Raw genomic sequence first — 18,287 nt, 5'->3', positions numbered from 1 at the left:
GACGTCATGCGCCGATGGCCTTTTGCTGCGTGAAAAAAGGCCGTTGATTCATAAGGATTATTTTTAAAGTAAACGAAATGGCATGAATCTCGCTCTAACCACGTTCAAGCAGGCTAAGCGATGACATGACGTGCGGGGGCACCCAAGGGTTATAACGCTTTGCAAAGCGGTCTAAACTGTTCCCAATGTTTTACGGAACTGAAGGAACAGTTAGACGCTTGGCACTCGCCACTCTCATCGAGCCTGTAAGACAGCTAAGAGCTTAGAGGCCGATCGCTTATGAAAACACCTACCCAGACCAACGCAATTGACTTCGACAGTGCCAAATTGCAACGCCTGGGATTTGGCCAGCCATCGCTCCTGCCTCGCCGCCCGACGACCGTCGCGCAACTTCGCCAGCAACTGGGAATGCAATTGCAGACCAGCCTGGAGCCGGATCGCATCCTCGGGTTGTTCTTCCGTGAGATCCAGCGCTTGGTGCCCCTTGATGCCCTGCACTATCGCCATCAGGCCAGTGATCTGCGGCTGGAGTTCGGCCAGCGCGGCCACCACTCGGTGAATTACAGCCTCAGCCATGAAGGCGAACACTTGGGTGAGCTGATCTTCCGTCGCAACCAACGCCTCGCCGAAGACGAACTCGGTCAGCTTGAGTCACTGCTGGCCACCCTGCTCTACCCGATGCGCAATGCCCTGCTCTATCGCGCCGCGACCCGTAGCGCGCTGCGTGACCCGCTGACCGAGACGGGCAATCGCATTGCCATGGACCAGACTCTGCAACGGGAAATAGACATGGCGCGCCGGCACCTGCACCCATTGTCCTTGCTGATGCTGGACATCGACCACTTCAAGGTAATCAACGACACCCACGGTCACGCGGCCGGCGATACCGTACTGCGCACCGTCGCAGCGGCCATCAAGGCCCAGTTGCGTAACGTGGACATGGTGTTTCGGTTTGGCGGGGAGGAGTTTCTGATCCTGCTCTCCAACACCGGCCGGGATGCGGCGGCGATGGTGGGCGAGCGGCTGCGGCAGGCAGCACAGGCTCAGGATTACTGGGCGGATGGAAAGCGGATCGAATTGACGGTAAGCCTCGGTTGTTCGACCTTGCTGGCCGCCGAGTCGGTCGAAAGCCTGTTGCGCCGGGCCGACAACGCGTTGTACGTGGCCAAGCGCGAAGGCCGTAACCGCTTGGCAATGGCGGGGTAGAACCCCGCCATCGCGTTACATCAAGCTTCGCTGGCGACGCGCAGCGGGCGTTCACGCACGGCGGTGGCTGGCTTGTCTTTTTCCAAGCGCATGCAGCTTTCCAGGAACAGGTACATGTAGTCATAGCTCTTGCACACGGCCTGGCGCAGCTCTGCCTGCAACGCCTTGGTCGGGTTCATGCCGGCCAGGGTGCAGATGATTTCCAGGGCTTCCCAAGGGTGAGCGTCGTCGTACTGGGCGTGCATCTTCAGCCACTTCATCGCACGCTTGCGGTCTTCCTCGGGGAAAGCTGCCGCGTAAACACCGGTGGAACAGACCACGGCCGACCACTCCCCAGTCGCCCCCTCGATGGCATAGTTAGTCGCAGCCACGGCCACGATCAACGAATCGGATGAGCTGGTGTGCCAGCACCAATGACTCAGCGCATGCAGCTCCGGCGGTACATTCTGGGCCTGCAGCTCTTCGAGGCTGACTCCGTGGGCGCGGGCCCAATGCACCCAATAGTCGGCGTGGTTCAGCTCCACGCGGATATTGCGCATCAGCCAACGTCGCGCCATGTCCTCTCCTGGATGGCGCGCAAATTTGGTCTTGGTGAGGTTCTGTGCCATGTACAAGGCAAACTGTTCCACCACAGGCCAGCCACCAATGAGGTAGTGACGCATGGTCTTGGCGCTGAGCGTGTTGTCACGCATGCGTTGGTACAGTTCGTGCTCGACAACTCGGCGCTTGCTCTCACTACAGTCCTGGATCAATTGCTGAGCCCAGACGGGGTAGCTTGAGGCTTCCATAAGCGGGCCGGTTCTGTTGAAGGTGTCGATCACTGTTAAGGCTCCTTTTTAAGTGTGATTTACAGACCAGCAAATGTTTCAGCGGAATGTGCCGGGCGCCTTCAATAACAGAGGCTGCGGCCGCACAGGTCGACACTGCAAACTATCAAAGGTAAACAATTGCGGTCGTTCAATCAGGTAGCCCTGAGCGTAATCCACACCAATATCGAGTAACGCCTGTTCGATGTGCGGTGTTTCAACAAACTCGGCAATTGTGCGCTTACCCATGACGTGGCCGATGTGATTGATCACTTCGACCATTGCGCGGTTAATCGGGTCGTCCAGCATATCCTTTACGAAACTTCCATCGATCTTCAGGAAGTCTACAGGTAAATGTTTCAGATACGCGAACGAGGACATCCCGGCGCAAAAATCATCCAGGGAGAAATGGCAACCTAAGGCCTTGAGTTCATTAATAAAGCGAATGGCACTGCCTAAATTTGCTATTGCGCTGGTTTCAGTTATTTCAAAACAAATCATTTCTGGCGGGATGCCGTAAGTGCCGAATTTCTCATGTAAAAACCCGAGAAAATCATCATCGCCAATGGTGATTCCTGACAGATTTATCGCACACATGGCCATAGGCCGGCCCGGACGCTCGTGCATGCAACGGGCGATGATCTTGAACACGTTCTCGACCACCCAACGGTCGAGGGACGTCATCAAACCGTAACGCTCGGCGGCAGGGATAAAGCTGTCGGGGAGGATGGTTCGACCCGCCTCATCATGCAGGCGAAGCAGGATTTCGATATGCCCGTTGCCAGCATCGGTGTTTCCCAGCGGTGAGATTTCCTGGGCGTACAGGCAAAACCGGTTCTCCTCCAGTGCCATGTGCAGGCGCTGCACCCAGGCCATCTCGCCAAAACGCACGGACAGCTCCGAGTCGTCAGCGTGGTAAACCTGCACGCGGTTGCGGCCTTTTTCCTTAGCCATGTAGCAGGCCATATCGGCGGCGCGCAGCGAAGTCTCCAAGGTGGTCGGGGTTTGCGAGATATGCACCAGGCCAATGCTCACGGAGGTCATGAACGGCCGGCCCTTCCACACAAAATGCAGGCTCTGCACCGTGTGGCGCAGGCTCTCGGCGATTTTTTCCGCCGCAGCCGCCGGGCAATTCTCCAGCAGGATGCCGAATTCGTCGCCGCCTAGGCGCGCCAGGGTGTCGCCCTCACGCAGGTCCGATTGCAGCAGCGCGCAGATATGCCGCAGCAACTCATCTCCCGCCGCATGGCCGCAGGTGTCGTTGACCAGCTTGAACTGGTCGAGGTCGAGGAACATCAACGCATGCCGCCCGCCCTCAGGTTGCTGCGCCATGTGCAGGACCTGTTCCAGCCGGTATTCAAATTCGCGGCGGTTGGCCAGGCCGGTCAAGGCGTCATGCGTGGCCTGCCACGACAGGTTGGCAATGTATTGGCGCTCCTGGGTCATATCGTGCAGCACCAGCACCGCACCGCTGATTTTGCCGGCGCTTCTGATCGGTGCGCCCACCAGGGTGACGGATACCGTACTGCCGTCCAGGCGCTGGATGGTTTTTGAATGCTCGCTGCCCCCCTTAAACTGCCCCTTGACGATGTGCTCGATCAGGGTAAATCCATCGGGTTGGGCGTCGTCATCCAGCAGGTTGAACAGCGCCGCCAGGGGCAGGCCCTGAGCCTGGCCAGAGTTCCAGTGGGTCATGGCCTCGGCGGCGGGGTTCATATAGGTGATTGCACCGTCTACATCGGTGGTAATCACCCCGTCGCCAATTGACTCCAGGGTGATCTGCGCCCGCTCCTTCTCGGCCTGCAAGGCATCGGCGAAGGCATGACGCTGCGTCAGCAGCTTATGGGTACGCAACAGCGCCAGCACGATCAGGCCCAGGGCGGTTGCCAGGTTGGTGATCAGCAGCAACCGCAGAATCATGCGCGAGCCTTCGCCCAGAGCATCGCTGAAGGCCTTGGCAGCCGGCGTCACGCCTTCGTTGATGGCCGTGATATGGGCCTTCCACTGCCGCACATCGTTAGGGTTGACTTGATCGGCCCTGATTGCGCTGTGCATCTCGCGGGCCAGCTCATCCAGTTGAACCAGGTAGCCATCCCCTACTGTCCACAGTTCGATGGCTTTTTCCAGGTAGCTGAAATGTCGGAAGTTGAGGTACAGCCAGATCAGGCTGTTGACGTCATCCGGATGGTTGCCGCCCTTGAGAATGCCCAGACGTGCGGCCTCCAAGTCAGGCTTGGGGCGGTCCAGGGCAATGCGCAGTTCGTGCCCGCCCTGAGGCACGGCGATGGCTTGCTGGTATTTGAGGTAGGTGGCTTGGTCGCGGTTGTCGGCATAGAGCGTCAGATAATAGATGGCGTCCTTCTGGCCCTTGGACCATAAGCTCTCGCCGCCCACATAGCCTCGTACCGCTGAGAGCATGTAGAGACTGACGCAGCCCAATAATGCCTGGAACAGCACGACGGCGATAAAGGGCCAGACAATGCCCAACAGCCTAGGCGTTCCTAGAGTCCGCTTTTGCTTCATGAATTCCCTTGCATATGCACTGCTGGATACGCACGCAAAACACTCATTCGGATAGCACAGCCTAGGCTAAATCAACGTACTTGTTGCAAATGCCCATACAGTTTTGCGTACAAACCACCATCGGCAATCAACTGCTGATGGTCGCCATCCTCAGCGATATGACCACCGTCAAACACTAAGACTCGATCGGCTTGTTTTACCGCCGACAGACGGTGCGCGATGATCAGTGTAGTACGCCCGCTGAGGAACCGCGCCAGCGCCTGATGCAGGTTGTATTCAGTGGCGGCATCCAGGGCGGAGGTCGCTTCGTCGAGTATCACCACTTTGGGTTCGGCCAACACCATGCGCGCAATCGCCAGGCGCTGACGCTGGCCACCGGAAAAACGCACCCCGGAACGCCCCACTACGCTGTCCAGACCCTGAGGCAACGCTTTAACCGTAGCCTCCAACTGGGCAATTTCAAGGGCCTGCCAGCAGGCCTGGTCACTGCGCTCGCGGCCCATGGTCAGGTTGGCACGCACGGTATCGTTGAACAGCGCCGGGTGTTGCAGCACCACCGCGACGTGCTCGCGGATAGTCTCGAGGCCGATCTCCTGCTGGGTTGCACCGCCAAATCGGATAGTGCCCGCCTGCGGCGTGTACAGCCCGAGCAGCAGTTGCACCAGGGTGCTTTTACCGCCACCGCTGGCGCCGACAATCGCGACTTTTTCGCCGGGAGCAATTTGCAGGTTCAGTTGATCGAGCACCAGATCATCGCCATAACCGAAATCCAGGCCGCGCACTTCGATGCCGACGGTTTCACGCCCGGTAAACGGGTCTTCACCCCCGGCGTATTGCGGCTCGTCGGCACGCGCCAGCAGTTCATTGATGCGCGTCAGCGCCCCGCCCGCCGCGTAGTAGGCGTATTGCAGATTCAATAATTGTTCAACCGGGCCGATCATGAACCACAGGTAGCTGAACACCGCGAGCATCTGGCCGATGGACAGGTCGGAAAACAGCACGGTGAGCATTGCCGCTGCGCGGAAGATGTCGATGCCGAACTGGAACAGCAACCCGCTGGCGCGGCTGGACGCGTCGGTTTTCCACTGGGAATGGATCGCGTAGTCACGCACTTCCTGGGCGCGCTGGCCCAGGCGCCCGAGGAAAAAGCCCTGGCGGTTGCCGGCGCGGACTTCCTGGATAGCGTCGAGGGTTTCAGTCAGGGCTTGGGTGAAGCGTGAGGTGCTGTCGTTTTCCAACTTCTTGAGGTGTTTGACGCGCTTGCCCAACTGTACCGTGGCGTAGATCACCAACGGGTTGAACAGCAGGATCAGCAATGCCAGTTGCCAGTGCATCCATACCAGGATCGCCGACGTGCCGATCAGCGTCAGCATCGCCACCAGAAAGCGGCTGAGGGTTTCGCCGACGAATTTATCCAGGGTATCCAGGTCGGTGACCAGGTGAGTGGTGACCGTGCCGCTGCCCAGGCTTTCGTATTCGCCCAGGGAGATGCGCTTGAGCCGCTCGATCAGACGCACGCGAATGCGGTACACAATGTCTTTGGCCAACCGCGCAAACAGCCGCGCCTGTACCACGTTGAACACCAGTGCGCCGCAACGCAGGGCCAGGGTGACCACCAGCATCAGGCCGATATAACCGGCGGCCTTCTGCCAACCCAGGGGCAATGCGTGATTCATCACCTTGAGCGCGGCATCACCATGGCCCAGCAGCACTTCGTCCACCAGCAACGGCAACAGCAAGGGGATGGGCACACTGCACAAGGTCGCCAGCACGGCAACACCATTGGCGATCCACAGGGATTTCTTGTGACGCAAGGCCAGGCGGCGAATTTCCGCCCAGGTCAGACGGTCAATGCGTTTAGGCTCATCCTGCACAGGTTGCTCGCTCCAGCCATCGGGCGAGCAATGGCGACAGTTCCGTCAGCGGCTGATAGCCGTTGGTGAGCAATGCCAACTGACCATTGCGCTCGGCCAACAATGTCGGGAAACCGGCGATACCCAGGTCCTGCACCCACGTAAAGTCCGCCGCCGTGGCCGCGTGCTGCTCGGCGCGGTCAAACGCACCGGCAAACTCGATACGCGGGATGCCCGCCTGCTCGGCCAGCTCAACCAGCACGCTGGCAAGGGTCACGTCGCGCCCCTCCACATAAAACGCACGTTGGATCAGGCCCAGCAGTTTCCAGGCACAATCCGGCGCCAGGCTACGGGCGGTGACGATGGCGCGGCAGGCCGGCTCGGTGTCATACACAAAACCGTCGGGCAGCGCGCCTTCGCGCTTGAACGGCTGGCCCGTGGCTTCAGTGACGGCCTGCCAGTGTTCGAGGATGTAGCGTCGGGTCGTCGGCTCCAGCGCCGCGCCACTGCCGGTGCGCAAGCCGCCCACCACCAGGTGCACGTCCACACCGGCCGCTTGGGCCTGCTCAACCAGCGCCTGCGCCACCGGGGCAAAGCCCCAGCACCAGGAACACATCGGATCCATTACATAGAGCAGGCGCGCGGACATAGGTCAGGCCTCGGAAGGGGTTTTCTTGTAGTTGAAGCCAATCGGGTGCGGCATATTGCGGGCCTTGGCCAGTTCAATCTGCTTTTGCCGGTCGATCGCGCTGCGGCGGGTTTTCTCCGGCAGCTTATCCCAGCAATGAGGGCAGCTGATGCCGGCCACGTAGTGCTCGGAGGCGCGGTCTTCGACGCTCACAGGTGTGCGGCAGGCATGACATTGATCGTAGTCGCCTTCGCTCAAGTCGTGGCGAACGGTCACGCGATTATCGAAAACAAAGCAGTCGCCCTGCCACTTGGTTTCTGCCTGAGGCACCTCTTCGAGGTACTTCAGGATGCCGCCCTTGAGGTGGTAAACCTCGCCATAACCTTCGCTGAGCATGTAGCTCGACGCTTTCTCGCACCGAATGCCGCCGGTGCAGAACATGGCGACTTTCTTGTGCTTGGCCGGGTCGAAGTTGGCTTTGATATAGTCGGGAAATTCGCGAAAACTGGTGGTTTTCGGGTCGATTGCGCCTTCAAAGGTGCCAATGGACACTTCGTAATCGTTACGAGTGTCGATCAGCAGCACTTCCGGGTCGCTGATCAGGGCATTCCAGTCTTTCGGGTCGACGTAGGTGCCGACCTTTTTGTTCGGGTCGACGCCTTCTACGCCCAGGGTCACGATCTCTTTCTTGAGCTTGACCTTGGTGCGGTAGAACGGTTGGTCCTCGCAGTACGACTCTTTGTGATCGATGTCGTCCATGCGTGGGTCGTTCTTCAGCCAGGCCATCAGGCCATCAATGCCTTCGCGGCTACCGGAAACGGTGCCGTTGATGCCTTCTTCGGCGATCAGCAAGGTGCCTTTGATGCCGTTGTCGACCATCGCCTGCAGCAAGGGCTCGCGCAGAGCGACGTAATCTTCGAGGGTGACGAACTTATACAGTGCCGCCACGACAATCGGTTGAGTCATGGGTGTTCTCTCCAGGTGGCTACCCTCGTAAAGGGTGAACCGGATGCAAAAAAAACGCGCCGGCTAAGCGGCGCGTTGCGGATTCTATCAGGGATAACCCGTCAATGTCCGCCGGCGCAGGTCGGCGAGGCCGGGGCTGCGTCGATTGTCGCCCATTCTTCAGGCGTGTAGGTATGCAGCGCCAGCGCATGAAACTCGCTCATCAGGTCACCCAGGGTGGCGTAGACCTTCTGGTGGCGCTTGACGCGATTGAGCCCTTCGAACTGCTGACTGACCAGCACGGCCTTGAAGTGGGTCTGCAACCCACGGCTGTGCATATGGCTTTCATCCAGCACGCTCAAGTGTTGCGGGTCCAGGGCGGCGAGCGCCGTTTCGATACGCTGTTGCATGATCATTCCTGCTTACTTCTTCTTGGCCGGAGCGGCTTTAGGCGTCAGCTCGTTGGTCATGTCTTCCAACAGCTTGTTGACCACCGGAACGGCGCTTTCCAGCTTGGCCTGAGTCATCTGGGCCGATTGCTGGGTCAGTTGTGGCATTTTTTCCAGGACTTTCTTGCCCAGTGGCGACTGGTAGAACGCTACCAGGTCCTTGAGCTCGGATTCGCTGAAATTGGTGGTGTAGAGCTTGACCATGTCCGGCTTCAGCTTCGGCCAGCCGATAGCTTGGTCCAGGGCGGCGTTGGCCTTGGCCTGGTAGCTGTCCAGTACGGACTGCTTGGCGGCAGGCGCCTTGGTCTGCTCGAAACGCTGGGCGAACATTTGCTGCACTTGCATGTACACCGGGGTACCCAGCTTGTCGGCATGGGCCAGGGTAAGGAAGGCTTCGGCACTGGCGTTGTGGCTGGCGGTATCGGCAAAAACCTGGCCGCTGGCGCAAACCAGAGCAACCGCGGTACAGATGGCACGAAGACGAGTCATCGAGTTTCCTTTCTAGCTGGCGAGGTAAGACCCCAAGGGCGCCCATTCTGCGCCTAAAAAACCTCGCGGCTCAACCCCAGGCCTTGCCGGGCGCGGATTGCCCGATGAAAAGTCTTTTAGGGAACCCACTAGGTCAATCACGGCCTAAACTGCGCAAACGAACCTAAGGAGTGTGCCCGATGAGCCGTATCGAAACCGACAGCCTGGGAGAAGTGCATGTCCCGGATGACGCTTACTGGGGCGCCCAGACCCAACGCTCGCTGGTGAATTTCGCCATCGGCGACCAGCGCATGCCCTTGCCGGTATTGCACGCCCTGACCCTGATCAAAAAGGCTGCCGCGCGGGTCAACGACCGCAACGGCGACCTGCCCGCCGACATCGCCCGCCTGATCGAACAGGCCGCCGATGAAGTCCTCGCCGGCAACCATGACGACCAATTCCCATTAGTGGTGTGGCAGACCGGCAGCGGCACCCAGAGCAACATGAACGCCAATGAAGTGATCGCCGGCCGTGCCAACGAACTGGCAGGCAATCAACGCGGCGGCAAGAGCCCGGTACACCCAAACGACCATGTGAACCGTTCCCAGAGTTCCAATGATTGCTTCCCGACGGCCATGAGCATTGCGGCGGTGCAGGCCGTCCATCAACGTTTGTTACCGGCGATCGCTACGCTTTCCGGCGGTCTGGCCGAGCAAGCCGCGCGGCATATGAAGCTGGTCAAGACCGGCCGCACGCACATGATGGACGCCACGCCGATCACGTTCGGCCAGGAACTCTCGGCGTTTATCGCCCAACTCGACTACGCCGAACGCGCAATCCGCAGTGCCCTGCCCCAAGTGTGTGAACTGGCCCAGGGCGGTACGGCCGTGGGCACCGGGCTCAATTCGCCCCATGGTTTTGGCGAAGCCATTGCAGCCGAGTTGGCAGCGCTCTCGGGGCTGCCATTCGTCACCGCACCGAACAAATTCGCCGCCCTCTCCGGCCATGAGCCGCTAGTGACGTTGCACGGCGCCCTGAAAACCCTGGCCGTGGCCCTGATGAAAATCGCCAACGACCTGCGCCTGCTCGGTTCCGGACCGCGTGCTGGGCTTGCGGAAGTGAAGCTGCCGGCCAACGAGCCGGGCAGTTCGATCATGCCGGGCAAGGTCAACCCGACGCAGTGCGAAGCGCTGTCGATGCTCGCCTGCCAAGTACTGGGCAACGACGTGACCATCGGTATCGCCGCGAGCCAGGGACACTTGCAGTTGAACGTGTACAAGCCGGTGATCATCCACAACCTGCTGGAGTCGATCCGCCTGCTCGCCGATGGCTGCAATAACTTTCAGGAGCATTGCATTGCCGGCCTGGAGCCCGACGCTGAGAAAATGGCCGAACACCTGGAGCGCGGACTGATGCTGGTGACGGCGCTCAACCCGCATATCGGCTACGACAAATCAGCAGAGATCGCCAAGAAAGCCTACGCCGAGGGGCTGACGCTACGGGAAGCCGCGCTGGAGTTGGGCTACCTCACTGACGAAGAGTTCGACCAGTGGGTACGCCCGGAAAATATGCTCGAAGCCGGGCATTAAGACGCCAAACGCAGCCGCCGGGCCTTGAGCCCGGCGAGCAACGACGGCGCCAGCGCGACAGTCGCCGACCCCAGCACCACCACCAGCGCCCCGGCATAGCCCAGGGCGTTGATCTCTTCGGCCTGCACGTAGTCTGGCCATAGCCAGGCCGCCAAGGCGACCGCTACAAAGGTCACCAGCGGCGTGAGCGCCAGGGTCGCACTCACCCGCGAGGCTTCCCAATGGGCCAGGGCTTCGGCAAACGCGCCGTAGGCCACCAGCGTATTCATGCAGCACGCCAACAGCAGCCAGCCTTGCAGCGGGCTCAGTTGCAGCGCTTCCAACGGATGGGCCCAGGGCGTGAGCAACAAAGCGCAGGTGAGGTAGATCACCATCATGACTTGCAGCGAATTCCACACGGTCAACAATTGCTTCTGACCCAAGGCATAGAACACCCAGATCGAGGTGGCGAGCAGGATCGTCAGCACCCCGGCGGTGTAAGTGCCGAGGGACGTCAGTAATTCCTCCAGGCGCTGGTTGAAGAACAGGCCGAAGCCTGCGATCAAGACGACCAATCCCACCACTTGCCCGCGGCTGAAACGCTCCTTGAACACAAACACGCTGGCGATCATCAAAAAGATCGGCCCCATCTGCACGACCAACTGTGCGGTGCCGGGGCTGAGCGATTTCAGGCCCACCAGGTACAACACGTAGTTGCCCACCAGGCCGCATACCGCCATCGCCACCAGCCAACCGCCCTTGGGGCCGAGCACTTTGCGGCTGGGCAGACGCTTGGTGGCCGCAAGGTAGACGAACAGACAACCGCCGGCCACGGTCAGGCGAAACCAGGTGACGGTGATCGGGTCCATCACCTGCAGCACTTGCTTGAGTTTGATCGGCAGAATGCCCCAGAGGAACGCGGTCAGCAGGGTCAAGCCAAAGCCATAGACCCAGCGGCCGGAAGAGATGTGCATGAGTGCCCCAAAAAACCAGAGGTGGAGGAGCTGGCATTCTAGGGCGATGCGGTGTGTTTTGGGTATCGATCATTCATCTGCCGCAGACCGATTCATGGCACCCCCATCACCAGTACACCGCTGCCGCTGATAGCCCCCGGAGTCGGCAGTGAGCCGGTTCGCCGCACCAGCGAAAACGTCACATCGTCTCCGCCCACACTGTTGGTGATTCGGGTGAGGAATGAACCGTTAACGGCTACCGCAGCCCCGCCGCGCACGAGCGCCGTGCCCACGTCGGCATTGCTCATGAGCAACAGCCGCGAGTCGAACGAGGAGCGCGTGCCTTTATAAGTAATGGTGATCGGTGTGTTGATTCCGCCGTCCGGGCAGGAGTAAGTGAGTCTGCGGTTACTGACCACGGACGTTGACAGCGGATCGGTGCCGATTGCCCGTTGGTGGACGTCGCCGAAGTTGATTTCGATCGGGTTGTTATTGTTGATCGTGCAGGTTGAGGGCGAGATGGTGAAATTGTTGGCGGCGTAATAAGTGACCGTCAGACTCGCCGAGGATGTGTCGTAATTGTTTGTCTGCTGCAGACGCAGCACGCCGAGGGCGTCCCCTACGCGAATGTCGATGGGGTTGCTGGGATTGTTACGCAGCATGATGTAAGGGGTCACATTGATGGGATAACCGATGAGGTTATTGGGCATCGTGGCGATATAAATGCCGTTGGGAACGGGATTGTTGTAAAACGCTCCATTTATACGAAGGCCGGTGATTTGGGCGGCAAACTTTGGGCCTGGAGTCCAGGCCGAACCGACACTGGTCGAGGTTCGCCAGTAGTCCTCTCTCGAGGGAGGAAAGCCCGGGAAGGGTTTAAACCTGCACTCCAGATTCGCGCCCTCAAGCATGATACGTGTCTTATCAGCATCCGCCTGAACCATGACGGGAACCTGCAGGTTAGGGTTTCCGCCTATCCACGCCCCACCGTCTACCCGGCACTCAGCAGCGCGCAAGTTTGTAGTCACGCCAATCAAGACGAGAAGCACCGTGGTTCCAAATAATCGTTTCATTTCTAATCTCTCTTTGCCTGTCTCCCCGCGTGACCCAACGCGCTTTCACCGTGTGCGTCAAAGCCGCCCGAGAGAGCGTTGAGGTTCGCCTGAGGCTTTTTATGTGCACTGCCACCACCTTCAATGTCGGCAGTGACGAAAAGGTGATGTCCACTGACGTAATGAGGGGCACTGGCAAGCTGTCGTGAAAAATCCGAATACCCATCGCACGTCACGCCGTGCCTTGCAGCCCCCCCGGAGGCGCTGGAGGTTAGCCAAGGCCACTTTCAGCTGTGAACGATTACGGATAGTCCAATGTAAAAGTGGAGGTCACCGTGTACGCGCCGTGCCCGATGGTTTGATCCCTGATCGCATTCGGCTCGCCCTGTACGTAGGCCTTGAGTTCAATGACATTGCTGCCATCGCTCAGCAGTTGCCTGTCGCTGACGGCATTCAAGGGCAAGGGCTTGTCACTCAGCGTTTCCATGCCCACCCCGATCCCCGAGGCACCACTGCCGCCATCGAGCGCGAGCAAACCGGGCAGCGCGGTGTTTTCCGTGCCGCCGAACATGATGGTCACCGAGTCGCCGATCGTGGTGTCACAATCCTCCAGGTGCAGCCTGAAACGCTTGCCCACGGATCGCGTGTTGAGATAGAGGTATTTGCTGGTCAGGTCCCACAATTCCAGAGTTACGGCCTCATCACCGGGGCGCAGTGTGCAGGCCTCTTCAACCAGGTTGCCCTTGAAGCTCAGGTTGTCCGCCGCATACCCCAAGGGGGTCAGGCCGAGGACGAGCAGCACTGCCAACGCACCCTTATGCACAATTTCATATCGCATCGACTCAGCTCCTACTGGTATTCGGCCAACAACGTGGCCACCGCCGTAAACCGGGCCGGCGTCAGGACTGCCCCGGGCTGTTGCACCGGAACGACTTCCAATGTCGGCGGTGACGACAGGGTGATGTCCATTGGCGTATTGAGGGGCAATGGCAGGCTGTTCTGAAAAACCCGAATACCCAACGCCGGCACGCTGGTCTGCACGGCAGAGCCATCAAACGCGGTGGGGGTGCCGTTGACACTCAACTTCAACGCCCACGGCAACGTGTCGGTGCCGCAATTAATCGCGTAACCGATACCTTTTCGGTATTTCACACCATCAATGCGCTTGACCCCGACGTCGCCAAAGTCGACTTCAATGGTCTTGCCACCTTCAATCGTGCAGGGTGGCGGCTCGTTCAACGTACCGCTGAACGTCAGGTTGGCCGATGCAACATTGCACAGGCCGATGGAGCACAGCGCGAGCAATGCTCGCTGTGGCCAAACCTTCATTGGTCGTTCCTCATATAGGTCGCCGTCATTGGTAATCGACCACAAGGGTCGCAGCGGCATCGAACGCCCCGCCGCTCAGTTGGCTGCCCGCGCGTTTGACGGGCACCGCCTGCACCACCGGGAAATTGGGATAGGTAAAGTTCACCCGGGTGTTGAGCGGCCAGTCAGCGCCGTTCACGAACAGCTTGACCCCAAGGTCCGCCTTGCGCGTAGAGAGCACGCGGCTGTCAAACGAGGCGCCTGTGCCGTTGAGCGCCAGGGTCAACGCATTGCTGTGGGGAGCGCTGCAGGTGACGGTGTACGGCACATCGCGACGATAATTCACCCCGTCCACCCGTGACGTCTGCAAGTCATTGCCAAACGGCACGTCCAGCGTATTGCCACTGTTAATGACACACGGTGGAGGGGCAATGATGACCGCGCGAATCGTCAAATTGGTCTGTGCCTGCACACTCTGGCTGACGGCCCCTATCAGGCAAACAGCGATCAGAATGGCCCGTGGGCTGATTGGTCTATCCATCGCTCTGCCCTTACTCATAGTTGAGCCTGAAATCCACCACGGCCCTGAATGCGCCACTGGTCAGTGGCGCAGCGGTGCGTGTGGGCCGTACGTGCCAGGTCTGAATGTTGCGTCCCACGGGCAGAAACAAAGCTTCGCCCCTTGAACCCAACTGGACGTCCCGGCCCAGGGCGTCGGTCAATTGCAGGCCCATCCCGGTGATGCCTTGCACTTTGACCAGCCGTGGATCATCGGGATCGGCAGGCGCAGAAAACGCCACCGACAGCACGGGTTGGTAGGCACTCCATACCAGGTTGCCGGTGCGTTCACTGCGCACACGGCCGGCGGTGCGCTGGCAATCGGTAAAGCGCAGTTGAAAAGCCTTAGCAGTCGCCTGGTCACCGGGCCGCTGCAGCTGGCTGCTCGACACGGCGTCCAGATCAACCGTTTGATGCAGTGACGCCATCTCCAGGCTGCAAGGCGATTCATGCATGGACCCGAGCACATTCAGCATCCCGCTCATACCTTCAATATCCTCGTCATCCTCGGCGTGTACGCCCATCGCCAGGATCCACAACAAGCTGCCCAAGACCTTCACATTGTTCGATTTCATGACGTTCTCCAGCCGCATTACTCTTTCGGCAATGCGGCCTGCGTGTTCACCTGGCACGTGTTGCCATTGCAGGTGAAGGCCAGAAGCGGACGGCCGCCGTAATCATTCACATAGGCCAGGTAAGGGGCCGTACCCAGTGCGCTGGCCGTGGGGCCCAAGGTCAATGCGTCTTTGGGCGGGATCATCAGCGGCGCGAAGCCCGGCGCGGTTTTGCCGTCCTTGCTGCTGCGCGCATCCACCAGGGTCACGTAATAAGGCGTCGGGTTGTTAACCCGGTATTGATCGCCTTCGCGGGTCAGGGTCAGTTTCTGCTGCCAGGGGTTGGACAGGTCTTGCTGGCTTGGCGTAATAGCTTGTGGTCGATAGAACAACTTGATGCGGGTCTGCAATGCAATTTGCAGGGTGTTGGATTTATCGCTGCGCGGCGGGATTTCCCTCAAGTTGAAGTAGTAGACCGTCTCCCGATCCTGCGGTAACGACTTGGCTGCCGGTAAAGCCTGAACTTTCACCTGGCTTTGTTTACCAGGCTCCAAGCGTTGAACCGGCGGGAGCACGATCAAGGGCGAGGTGATTTTTTTACCCGCCTCATCCTCAATCCAGCCTTGGGCCAGATACGGCAGCTGGGTATTGTTGTTGGTAATGCTCACGCTGGTGGCATCTTTGCCGCCATCAAAAATAACGCGGGTACGGTCCAGGCCGACGGCGGCGCCGGCACTCTGGCTCAAACCCAGAGCCAGGAGCACGAAAGCCGGAGGGGTGAGGCGCATATCAAGCATCATGAGGCTGTGTTCTCCGTATCGATAAGTTCCCCGGTCAGCGTGGCTGGCCCGGGCAAGGATGGGGTTGCGGCGATCCTGTGGCAGCCCAGTTGCAAGGTGTCCGTCAAACCATCAACGGGCAGGATGGCGGGAAGCGTAAGGACGCATTGTTCGTCGCCGCCCCAACTGACGACCATCTGCTCGCCAGCCCGCAAGCCACTCAGGTAGACACTGCCGCTGTCATTCACAATCCCGGTGTCCTGTTGCTTCATGTTCTTCACCGTCGCGCCGAAGGGCGGTGAACTGCCATCCGGCAGGCGCAGAATGGCCATGGCTTTTTCGCCGGCAATCACATCCAGCGTGCGGTAACCAATCGCTCCTTCGGTGAGCGTTAACTGGGTGACCGACTCAGTCGCTTCGACATTGCTCGGCAAGCGCTCCAGATCAACGCTGGCCACCGTACGCTGGTAGCTGCTGATGTCGGAGATGACAGCCTTGCCAAAGACGTTACTGCGAGTCGGTGAGCCGTAACCGCGAACAGGGACATCGGGCACCCCACCGGTATCGATCATCAGGCGCGTGCCGCCGGTGCTGGTGGTACGGTGCAGAGCCGCACCGTGGGCCGTGAGCGTGCCACCACCACGGGCAGACACACCCAGACTGCTGTAGCCACCCTCTTGCGTACTGGCGCTGATATCGATGTCGGCCTGATCCCCCATATGACTCAGATACCCACTGCCGTAGGCATTGCTGGCACTGAGCTGGTAGCTGTTGCGCTCATCGATCCGATCGCTGTAGCGGGTTGCAAAGGTGTTCTTGCCGGCGGCCCTATTGGCATCCGCCGACAGGGTGCCGGTGCGTCCAAACGGTAGGCTGACCGTCAGCGCCATGCCGTTGTCGTTGTAGTTGTATTCCTGGGTGCGATACATATTCAGGGACAGGTTCATATTCTTGACCGTGCCCACATTGAAGTAACGCGACAACGACAGGTTCCAACGCTGAGTGTCCGGCCGGTCCCAATAGGTTTGCTTGTGGTAACTGGCGTAGACGGTAGCGCCCAGGTCACGAAACTGTTTGTTGACCGTCACCGTATAAAGCGCCTTGCTGCCGCCAATAGGCTTCCAGCCCTCGCTTGAATCGCGATAATCGCCGCGCCCGCCGAGTTCGCCGTTCAACCCGTAATGCCGGGCGTCCAGGTACTCACTCATACTCAAGAAATTCTTCTCGGAAAACCGGTAACCGGCGAAGGTTACTTGGCTGTCATACTCTTCAAAGTTCTTGGAGTATTGAAGGCGGTAGGATTTACCCGAGAGCGTCTCGTTCCACACATGGGCGCGCGACTGCGTCACGTCCAGCGAAACGGCGCCGAACGCCAGCAAGTCGCGCCCTGCGCCCACGGACACGGCTCGGTAGTTGTTGTCGGTCATGCCGCCGCCGAACAACGACCAGCCATTGCTAATCCCCCAGGAAAACTCCCCGGTACCGAAAAAGTCGCCATCCGCACCGTATTGCAGATTGGACGGTCGACCCGCGGCCAGCTTGTAACGCACTTGGCCCGGACGCGTCAGGTAGGGAACACCCGCCGTGTCGATCTGGAAGCTGTTTACCACGCCATCCTGTTCTTCGATCCGCACGTCCAACTTGCCCGTCACCGCGTCCTGCAAGTCCTGAATGCGAAAGGGGCCTGCCGCCACCAGGGTTTCGTAGAGCACGCGCCCCTGCTGGCTGATGATGACTTTCGCATTGGTTTTGGCCACCCCGACAACTTCCGGCGCGTAACCACGCAGGTTGGGTGGTAACTGGCTTTCATCAGAGTTCAGCGCGGCACCGGTAAAGCGGAAGCTGTCAAACAGATCCGAATACAGGTAGTTCTCACCCACTAACAGGCGCGCTCTCAACGCCGGAATAGCGCGATACGCGTAGTAGCGGCTCCACTCCAGCTTTTGAGGCCCTGCGGCTTCTTGTCGGCCGCTCTCGACGCGCCCTTGCCAGTCCGCCCTGAGGCGCCAGGCACCGGCGTTAGCCCCCACGGTGCCATTGCCACTGAGGTTTTTGCGGTTACCGTCGTTTCGTTGATAGTTGGACTGCGCCGTCAGGCTGTAATCGATCAACAGCCCCGGCACGCCTTCATCCCAGCGTGAAGGCGGATCCCAGTTGATGGCGCTGTACTCAAGGTATGCCTGGGGCAAGTTGATGCTCAGCGTGGAGCTGGCCAGATCACCCTGGACGTCCATGCCAGGCAAACTTTGAATGTCCAGGCACTCGCCGCCTTTCCACCATGCCAGTTTGTCGGCTTCGGACACTTTAAGGCCCAACTGTTCCACAAGACTGTGGGACAAACAGGCCTGGCTACCCTTGGGATCATTATCGGGCGGATAGAACGCCACCGGTTGTTCAGCAATAGGCTGACCGTTTATCTGCACAACCATCGAATAAGTGCCGGGTAAAATAAACCCGCTGCGCGCAAACTGAGACAAGTCAATATTAGTGCGATCAATCAGGTCAAGAACGTCCGTATTAAACTCGATATCTGCGGCGCCCAATGCACTTCCCGCCAGTGATATAAGCCCACCAAACAGGCCCGGGCGCAGCGTATTTTTGATCTTCGCCGTATTCAACATGCATGCCTGCCCATCA

General features: G+C 59.4%; 17 protein-coding genes. 2 read left to right on the top strand and 15 right to left on the bottom strand.

All coding sequences use genetic code 11. From position 1 onward, the window contains the following. Window positions 1-279: 279 nt before the first annotated feature. A complete protein-coding gene (locus AB4N82_RS19065; RefSeq protein ID WP_032885934.1) occupies window positions 280-1,206 on the top strand; it encodes a GGDEF domain-containing protein in 927 nt (308 codons plus the stop codon). A gap of 20 nt (window positions 1,207-1,226) precedes the next feature. Here the strand turns inward: AB4N82_RS19065 and AB4N82_RS19060 are convergent, their stop codons facing one another. The 7 genes from AB4N82_RS19060 to AB4N82_RS19030 all read right to left on the bottom strand — a co-directional run bounded on the left by AB4N82_RS19060 (window position 1,227) and on the right by AB4N82_RS19030 (window position 8,899). Further along, complete coding sequence (locus AB4N82_RS19060; RefSeq protein ID WP_185160056.1) at window positions 1,227-1,994, bottom strand: TenA family transcriptional regulator; 768 nt, start codon at window positions 1,992-1,994, stop codon at window positions 1,227-1,229. Window positions 1,995-2,072: 78 nt separating this feature from the next. Continuing rightward, window positions 2,073-4,535 carry an EAL domain-containing protein gene (locus AB4N82_RS19055; protein WP_032885937.1) on the bottom strand — a complete coding sequence of 821 codons (2,463 nt, stop codon included), beginning with the start codon at window positions 4,533-4,535 and terminating at the stop codon, window positions 2,073-2,075. Between the two features lie 71 nt (window positions 4,536-4,606). Next, window positions 4,607-6,409 carry an ABC transporter ATP-binding protein gene (locus tag AB4N82_RS19050; protein WP_122756963.1) on the bottom strand — a complete coding sequence of 601 codons (1,803 nt, stop codon included), beginning with the start codon at window positions 6,407-6,409 and terminating at the stop codon, window positions 4,607-4,609. Beyond that, window positions 6,399-7,004, bottom strand: coding sequence for a DsbA family protein (locus AB4N82_RS19045; RefSeq protein WP_179180049.1), 606 nt, complete (start codon window positions 7,002-7,004; stop codon window positions 6,399-6,401). Before AB4N82_RS19045 ends, AB4N82_RS19050 begins: the two co-directional genes overlap by 11 nt. 36 nt (window positions 7,005-7,040) lie before the next feature. Further along, complete coding sequence (gene trhO / locus AB4N82_RS19040; RefSeq protein ID WP_122764614.1) at window positions 7,041-7,982, bottom strand: oxygen-dependent tRNA uridine(34) hydroxylase TrhO; 942 nt, start codon at window positions 7,980-7,982, stop codon at window positions 7,041-7,043. A gap of 101 nt (window positions 7,983-8,083) precedes the next feature. After that, the gene (locus AB4N82_RS19035) at window positions 8,084-8,377 is read right to left on the bottom strand and encodes a BolA family protein (protein ID WP_032885943.1); all 294 of its coding nucleotides are present in this window, start codon (window positions 8,375-8,377) and stop codon (window positions 8,084-8,086) included. A gap of 6 nt (window positions 8,378-8,383) precedes the next feature. Continuing rightward, window positions 8,384-8,899 carry a DUF2059 domain-containing protein gene (locus tag AB4N82_RS19030; protein WP_032885944.1) on the bottom strand — a complete coding sequence of 172 codons (516 nt, stop codon included), beginning with the start codon at window positions 8,897-8,899 and terminating at the stop codon, window positions 8,384-8,386. 179 nt (window positions 8,900-9,078) lie between these two features. Here AB4N82_RS19030 and AB4N82_RS19025 point away from each other — a divergent pair, with 179 nt between their 5' ends. Next, complete coding sequence (locus AB4N82_RS19025; protein WP_032885945.1) at window positions 9,079-10,467, top strand: class II fumarate hydratase; 1,389 nt, start codon at window positions 9,079-9,081, stop codon at window positions 10,465-10,467. Here the strand turns inward: AB4N82_RS19025 and AB4N82_RS19020 are convergent. From AB4N82_RS19020 to AB4N82_RS18985, 8 genes are all read right to left on the bottom strand, one after another. Next, window positions 10,464-11,420, bottom strand: a complete 957-nt coding sequence (locus AB4N82_RS19020; protein WP_032885947.1) for a DMT family transporter — start codon at window positions 11,418-11,420, stop codon at window positions 10,464-10,466. The two genes, AB4N82_RS19025 and AB4N82_RS19020, sit on opposite strands and share 4 nt — an antisense overlap. A gap of 92 nt (window positions 11,421-11,512) precedes the next feature. Next, window positions 11,513-12,472 carry a fimbrial protein gene (locus tag AB4N82_RS19015; protein WP_460102582.1) on the bottom strand — a complete coding sequence of 320 codons (960 nt, stop codon included), beginning with the start codon at window positions 12,470-12,472 and terminating at the stop codon, window positions 11,513-11,515. Between the two features lie 280 nt (window positions 12,473-12,752). Further along, window positions 12,753-13,289 carry a fimbrial protein gene (locus AB4N82_RS19010; protein ID WP_032885949.1) on the bottom strand — a complete coding sequence of 179 codons (537 nt, stop codon included), beginning with the start codon at window positions 13,287-13,289 and terminating at the stop codon, window positions 12,753-12,755. Between the two features lie 11 nt (window positions 13,290-13,300). After that, the gene (locus AB4N82_RS19005; RefSeq protein ID WP_032885951.1) at window positions 13,301-13,780 is read right to left on the bottom strand and encodes a fimbrial protein; all 480 of its coding nucleotides are present in this window, start codon (window positions 13,778-13,780) and stop codon (window positions 13,301-13,303) included. A gap of 25 nt (window positions 13,781-13,805) precedes the next feature. Further along, complete coding sequence (locus tag AB4N82_RS19000; protein ID WP_233896878.1) at window positions 13,806-14,300, bottom strand: fimbrial protein; 495 nt, start codon at window positions 14,298-14,300, stop codon at window positions 13,806-13,808. Between the two features lie 10 nt (window positions 14,301-14,310). Continuing rightward, entirely contained in the window at window positions 14,311-14,892 is a 582-nt protein-coding gene (locus AB4N82_RS18995) for a fimbrial protein (protein WP_032885954.1), read from the bottom strand. A 17-nt stretch (window positions 14,893-14,909) separates the two neighbouring features. Beyond that, a complete protein-coding gene (locus AB4N82_RS18990) occupies window positions 14,910-15,671 on the bottom strand; it encodes a fimbria/pilus periplasmic chaperone (protein ID WP_122680445.1) in 762 nt (253 codons plus the stop codon). Further along, entirely contained in the window at window positions 15,668-18,271 is a 2,604-nt protein-coding gene (locus tag AB4N82_RS18985) for an outer membrane usher protein (RefSeq protein ID WP_163034999.1), read from the bottom strand. The genes AB4N82_RS18990 and AB4N82_RS18985 overlap by 4 nt, the downstream gene beginning before the upstream one ends. Between the last annotated feature and the right edge of the window lie 16 nt (window positions 18,272-18,287).

The sequence above is a fragment of the Pseudomonas sp. H1_D04 genome, assembly GCF_054683855.1.
This window is presented reverse-complemented; position numbering and strand designations above follow the sequence as displayed.

Excerpts from the sequence above, each read along its gene's own strand:
- AB4N82_RS19065 (WP_032885934.1), top strand. The coding sequence starts at position 280 with ATGAAAACACCTACCCAGACCAACGCAATTGACTTCGACAGTGCCAAA.
- AB4N82_RS19060 (WP_185160056.1), bottom strand. The coding sequence starts at position 1,994 with ATGGAAGCCTCAAGCTACCCCGTCTGGGCTCAGCAATTGATCCAGGAC.
- AB4N82_RS19055 (WP_032885937.1), bottom strand. The coding sequence starts at position 4,535 with ATGAAGCAAAAGCGGACTCTAGGAACGCCTAGGCTGTTGGGCATTGTC.
- AB4N82_RS19045 (WP_179180049.1), bottom strand. The coding sequence starts at position 7,004 with ATGTGTTCCTGGTGCTGGGGCTTTGCCCCGGTGGCGCAGGCGCTGGTT.
- trhO (WP_122764614.1), bottom strand. The coding sequence starts at position 7,982 with ATGACTCAACCGATTGTCGTGGCGGCACTGTATAAGTTCGTCACCCTC.
- AB4N82_RS19035 (WP_032885943.1), bottom strand. The coding sequence starts at position 8,377 with ATGATCATGCAACAGCGTATCGAAACGGCGCTCGCCGCCCTGGACCCG.
- AB4N82_RS19030 (WP_032885944.1), bottom strand. The coding sequence starts at position 8,899 with ATGACTCGTCTTCGTGCCATCTGTACCGCGGTTGCTCTGGTTTGCGCC.
- AB4N82_RS19025 (WP_032885945.1), top strand. The coding sequence starts at position 9,079 with ATGAGCCGTATCGAAACCGACAGCCTGGGAGAAGTGCATGTCCCGGAT.
- AB4N82_RS19020 (WP_032885947.1), bottom strand. The coding sequence starts at position 11,420 with ATGCACATCTCTTCCGGCCGCTGGGTCTATGGCTTTGGCTTGACCCTG.
- AB4N82_RS19015 (WP_460102582.1), bottom strand. The coding sequence starts at position 12,472 with ATGAAACGATTATTTGGAACCACGGTGCTTCTCGTCTTGATTGGCGTG.
- AB4N82_RS19010 (WP_032885949.1), bottom strand. The coding sequence starts at position 13,289 with ATGCGATATGAAATTGTGCATAAGGGTGCGTTGGCAGTGCTGCTCGTC.
- AB4N82_RS19005 (WP_032885951.1), bottom strand. The coding sequence starts at position 13,780 with ATGAAGGTTTGGCCACAGCGAGCATTGCTCGCGCTGTGCTCCATCGGC.
- AB4N82_RS19000 (WP_233896878.1), bottom strand. The coding sequence starts at position 14,300 with ATGGATAGACCAATCAGCCCACGGGCCATTCTGATCGCTGTTTGCCTG.
- AB4N82_RS18995 (WP_032885954.1), bottom strand. The coding sequence starts at position 14,892 with ATGAAATCGAACAATGTGAAGGTCTTGGGCAGCTTGTTGTGGATCCTG.
- AB4N82_RS18990 (WP_122680445.1), bottom strand. The coding sequence starts at position 15,671 with ATGATGCTTGATATGCGCCTCACCCCTCCGGCTTTCGTGCTCCTGGCT.
- AB4N82_RS18985 (WP_163034999.1), bottom strand. The coding sequence starts at position 18,271 with ATGTTGAATACGGCGAAGATCAAAAATACGCTGCGCCCGGGCCTGTTT.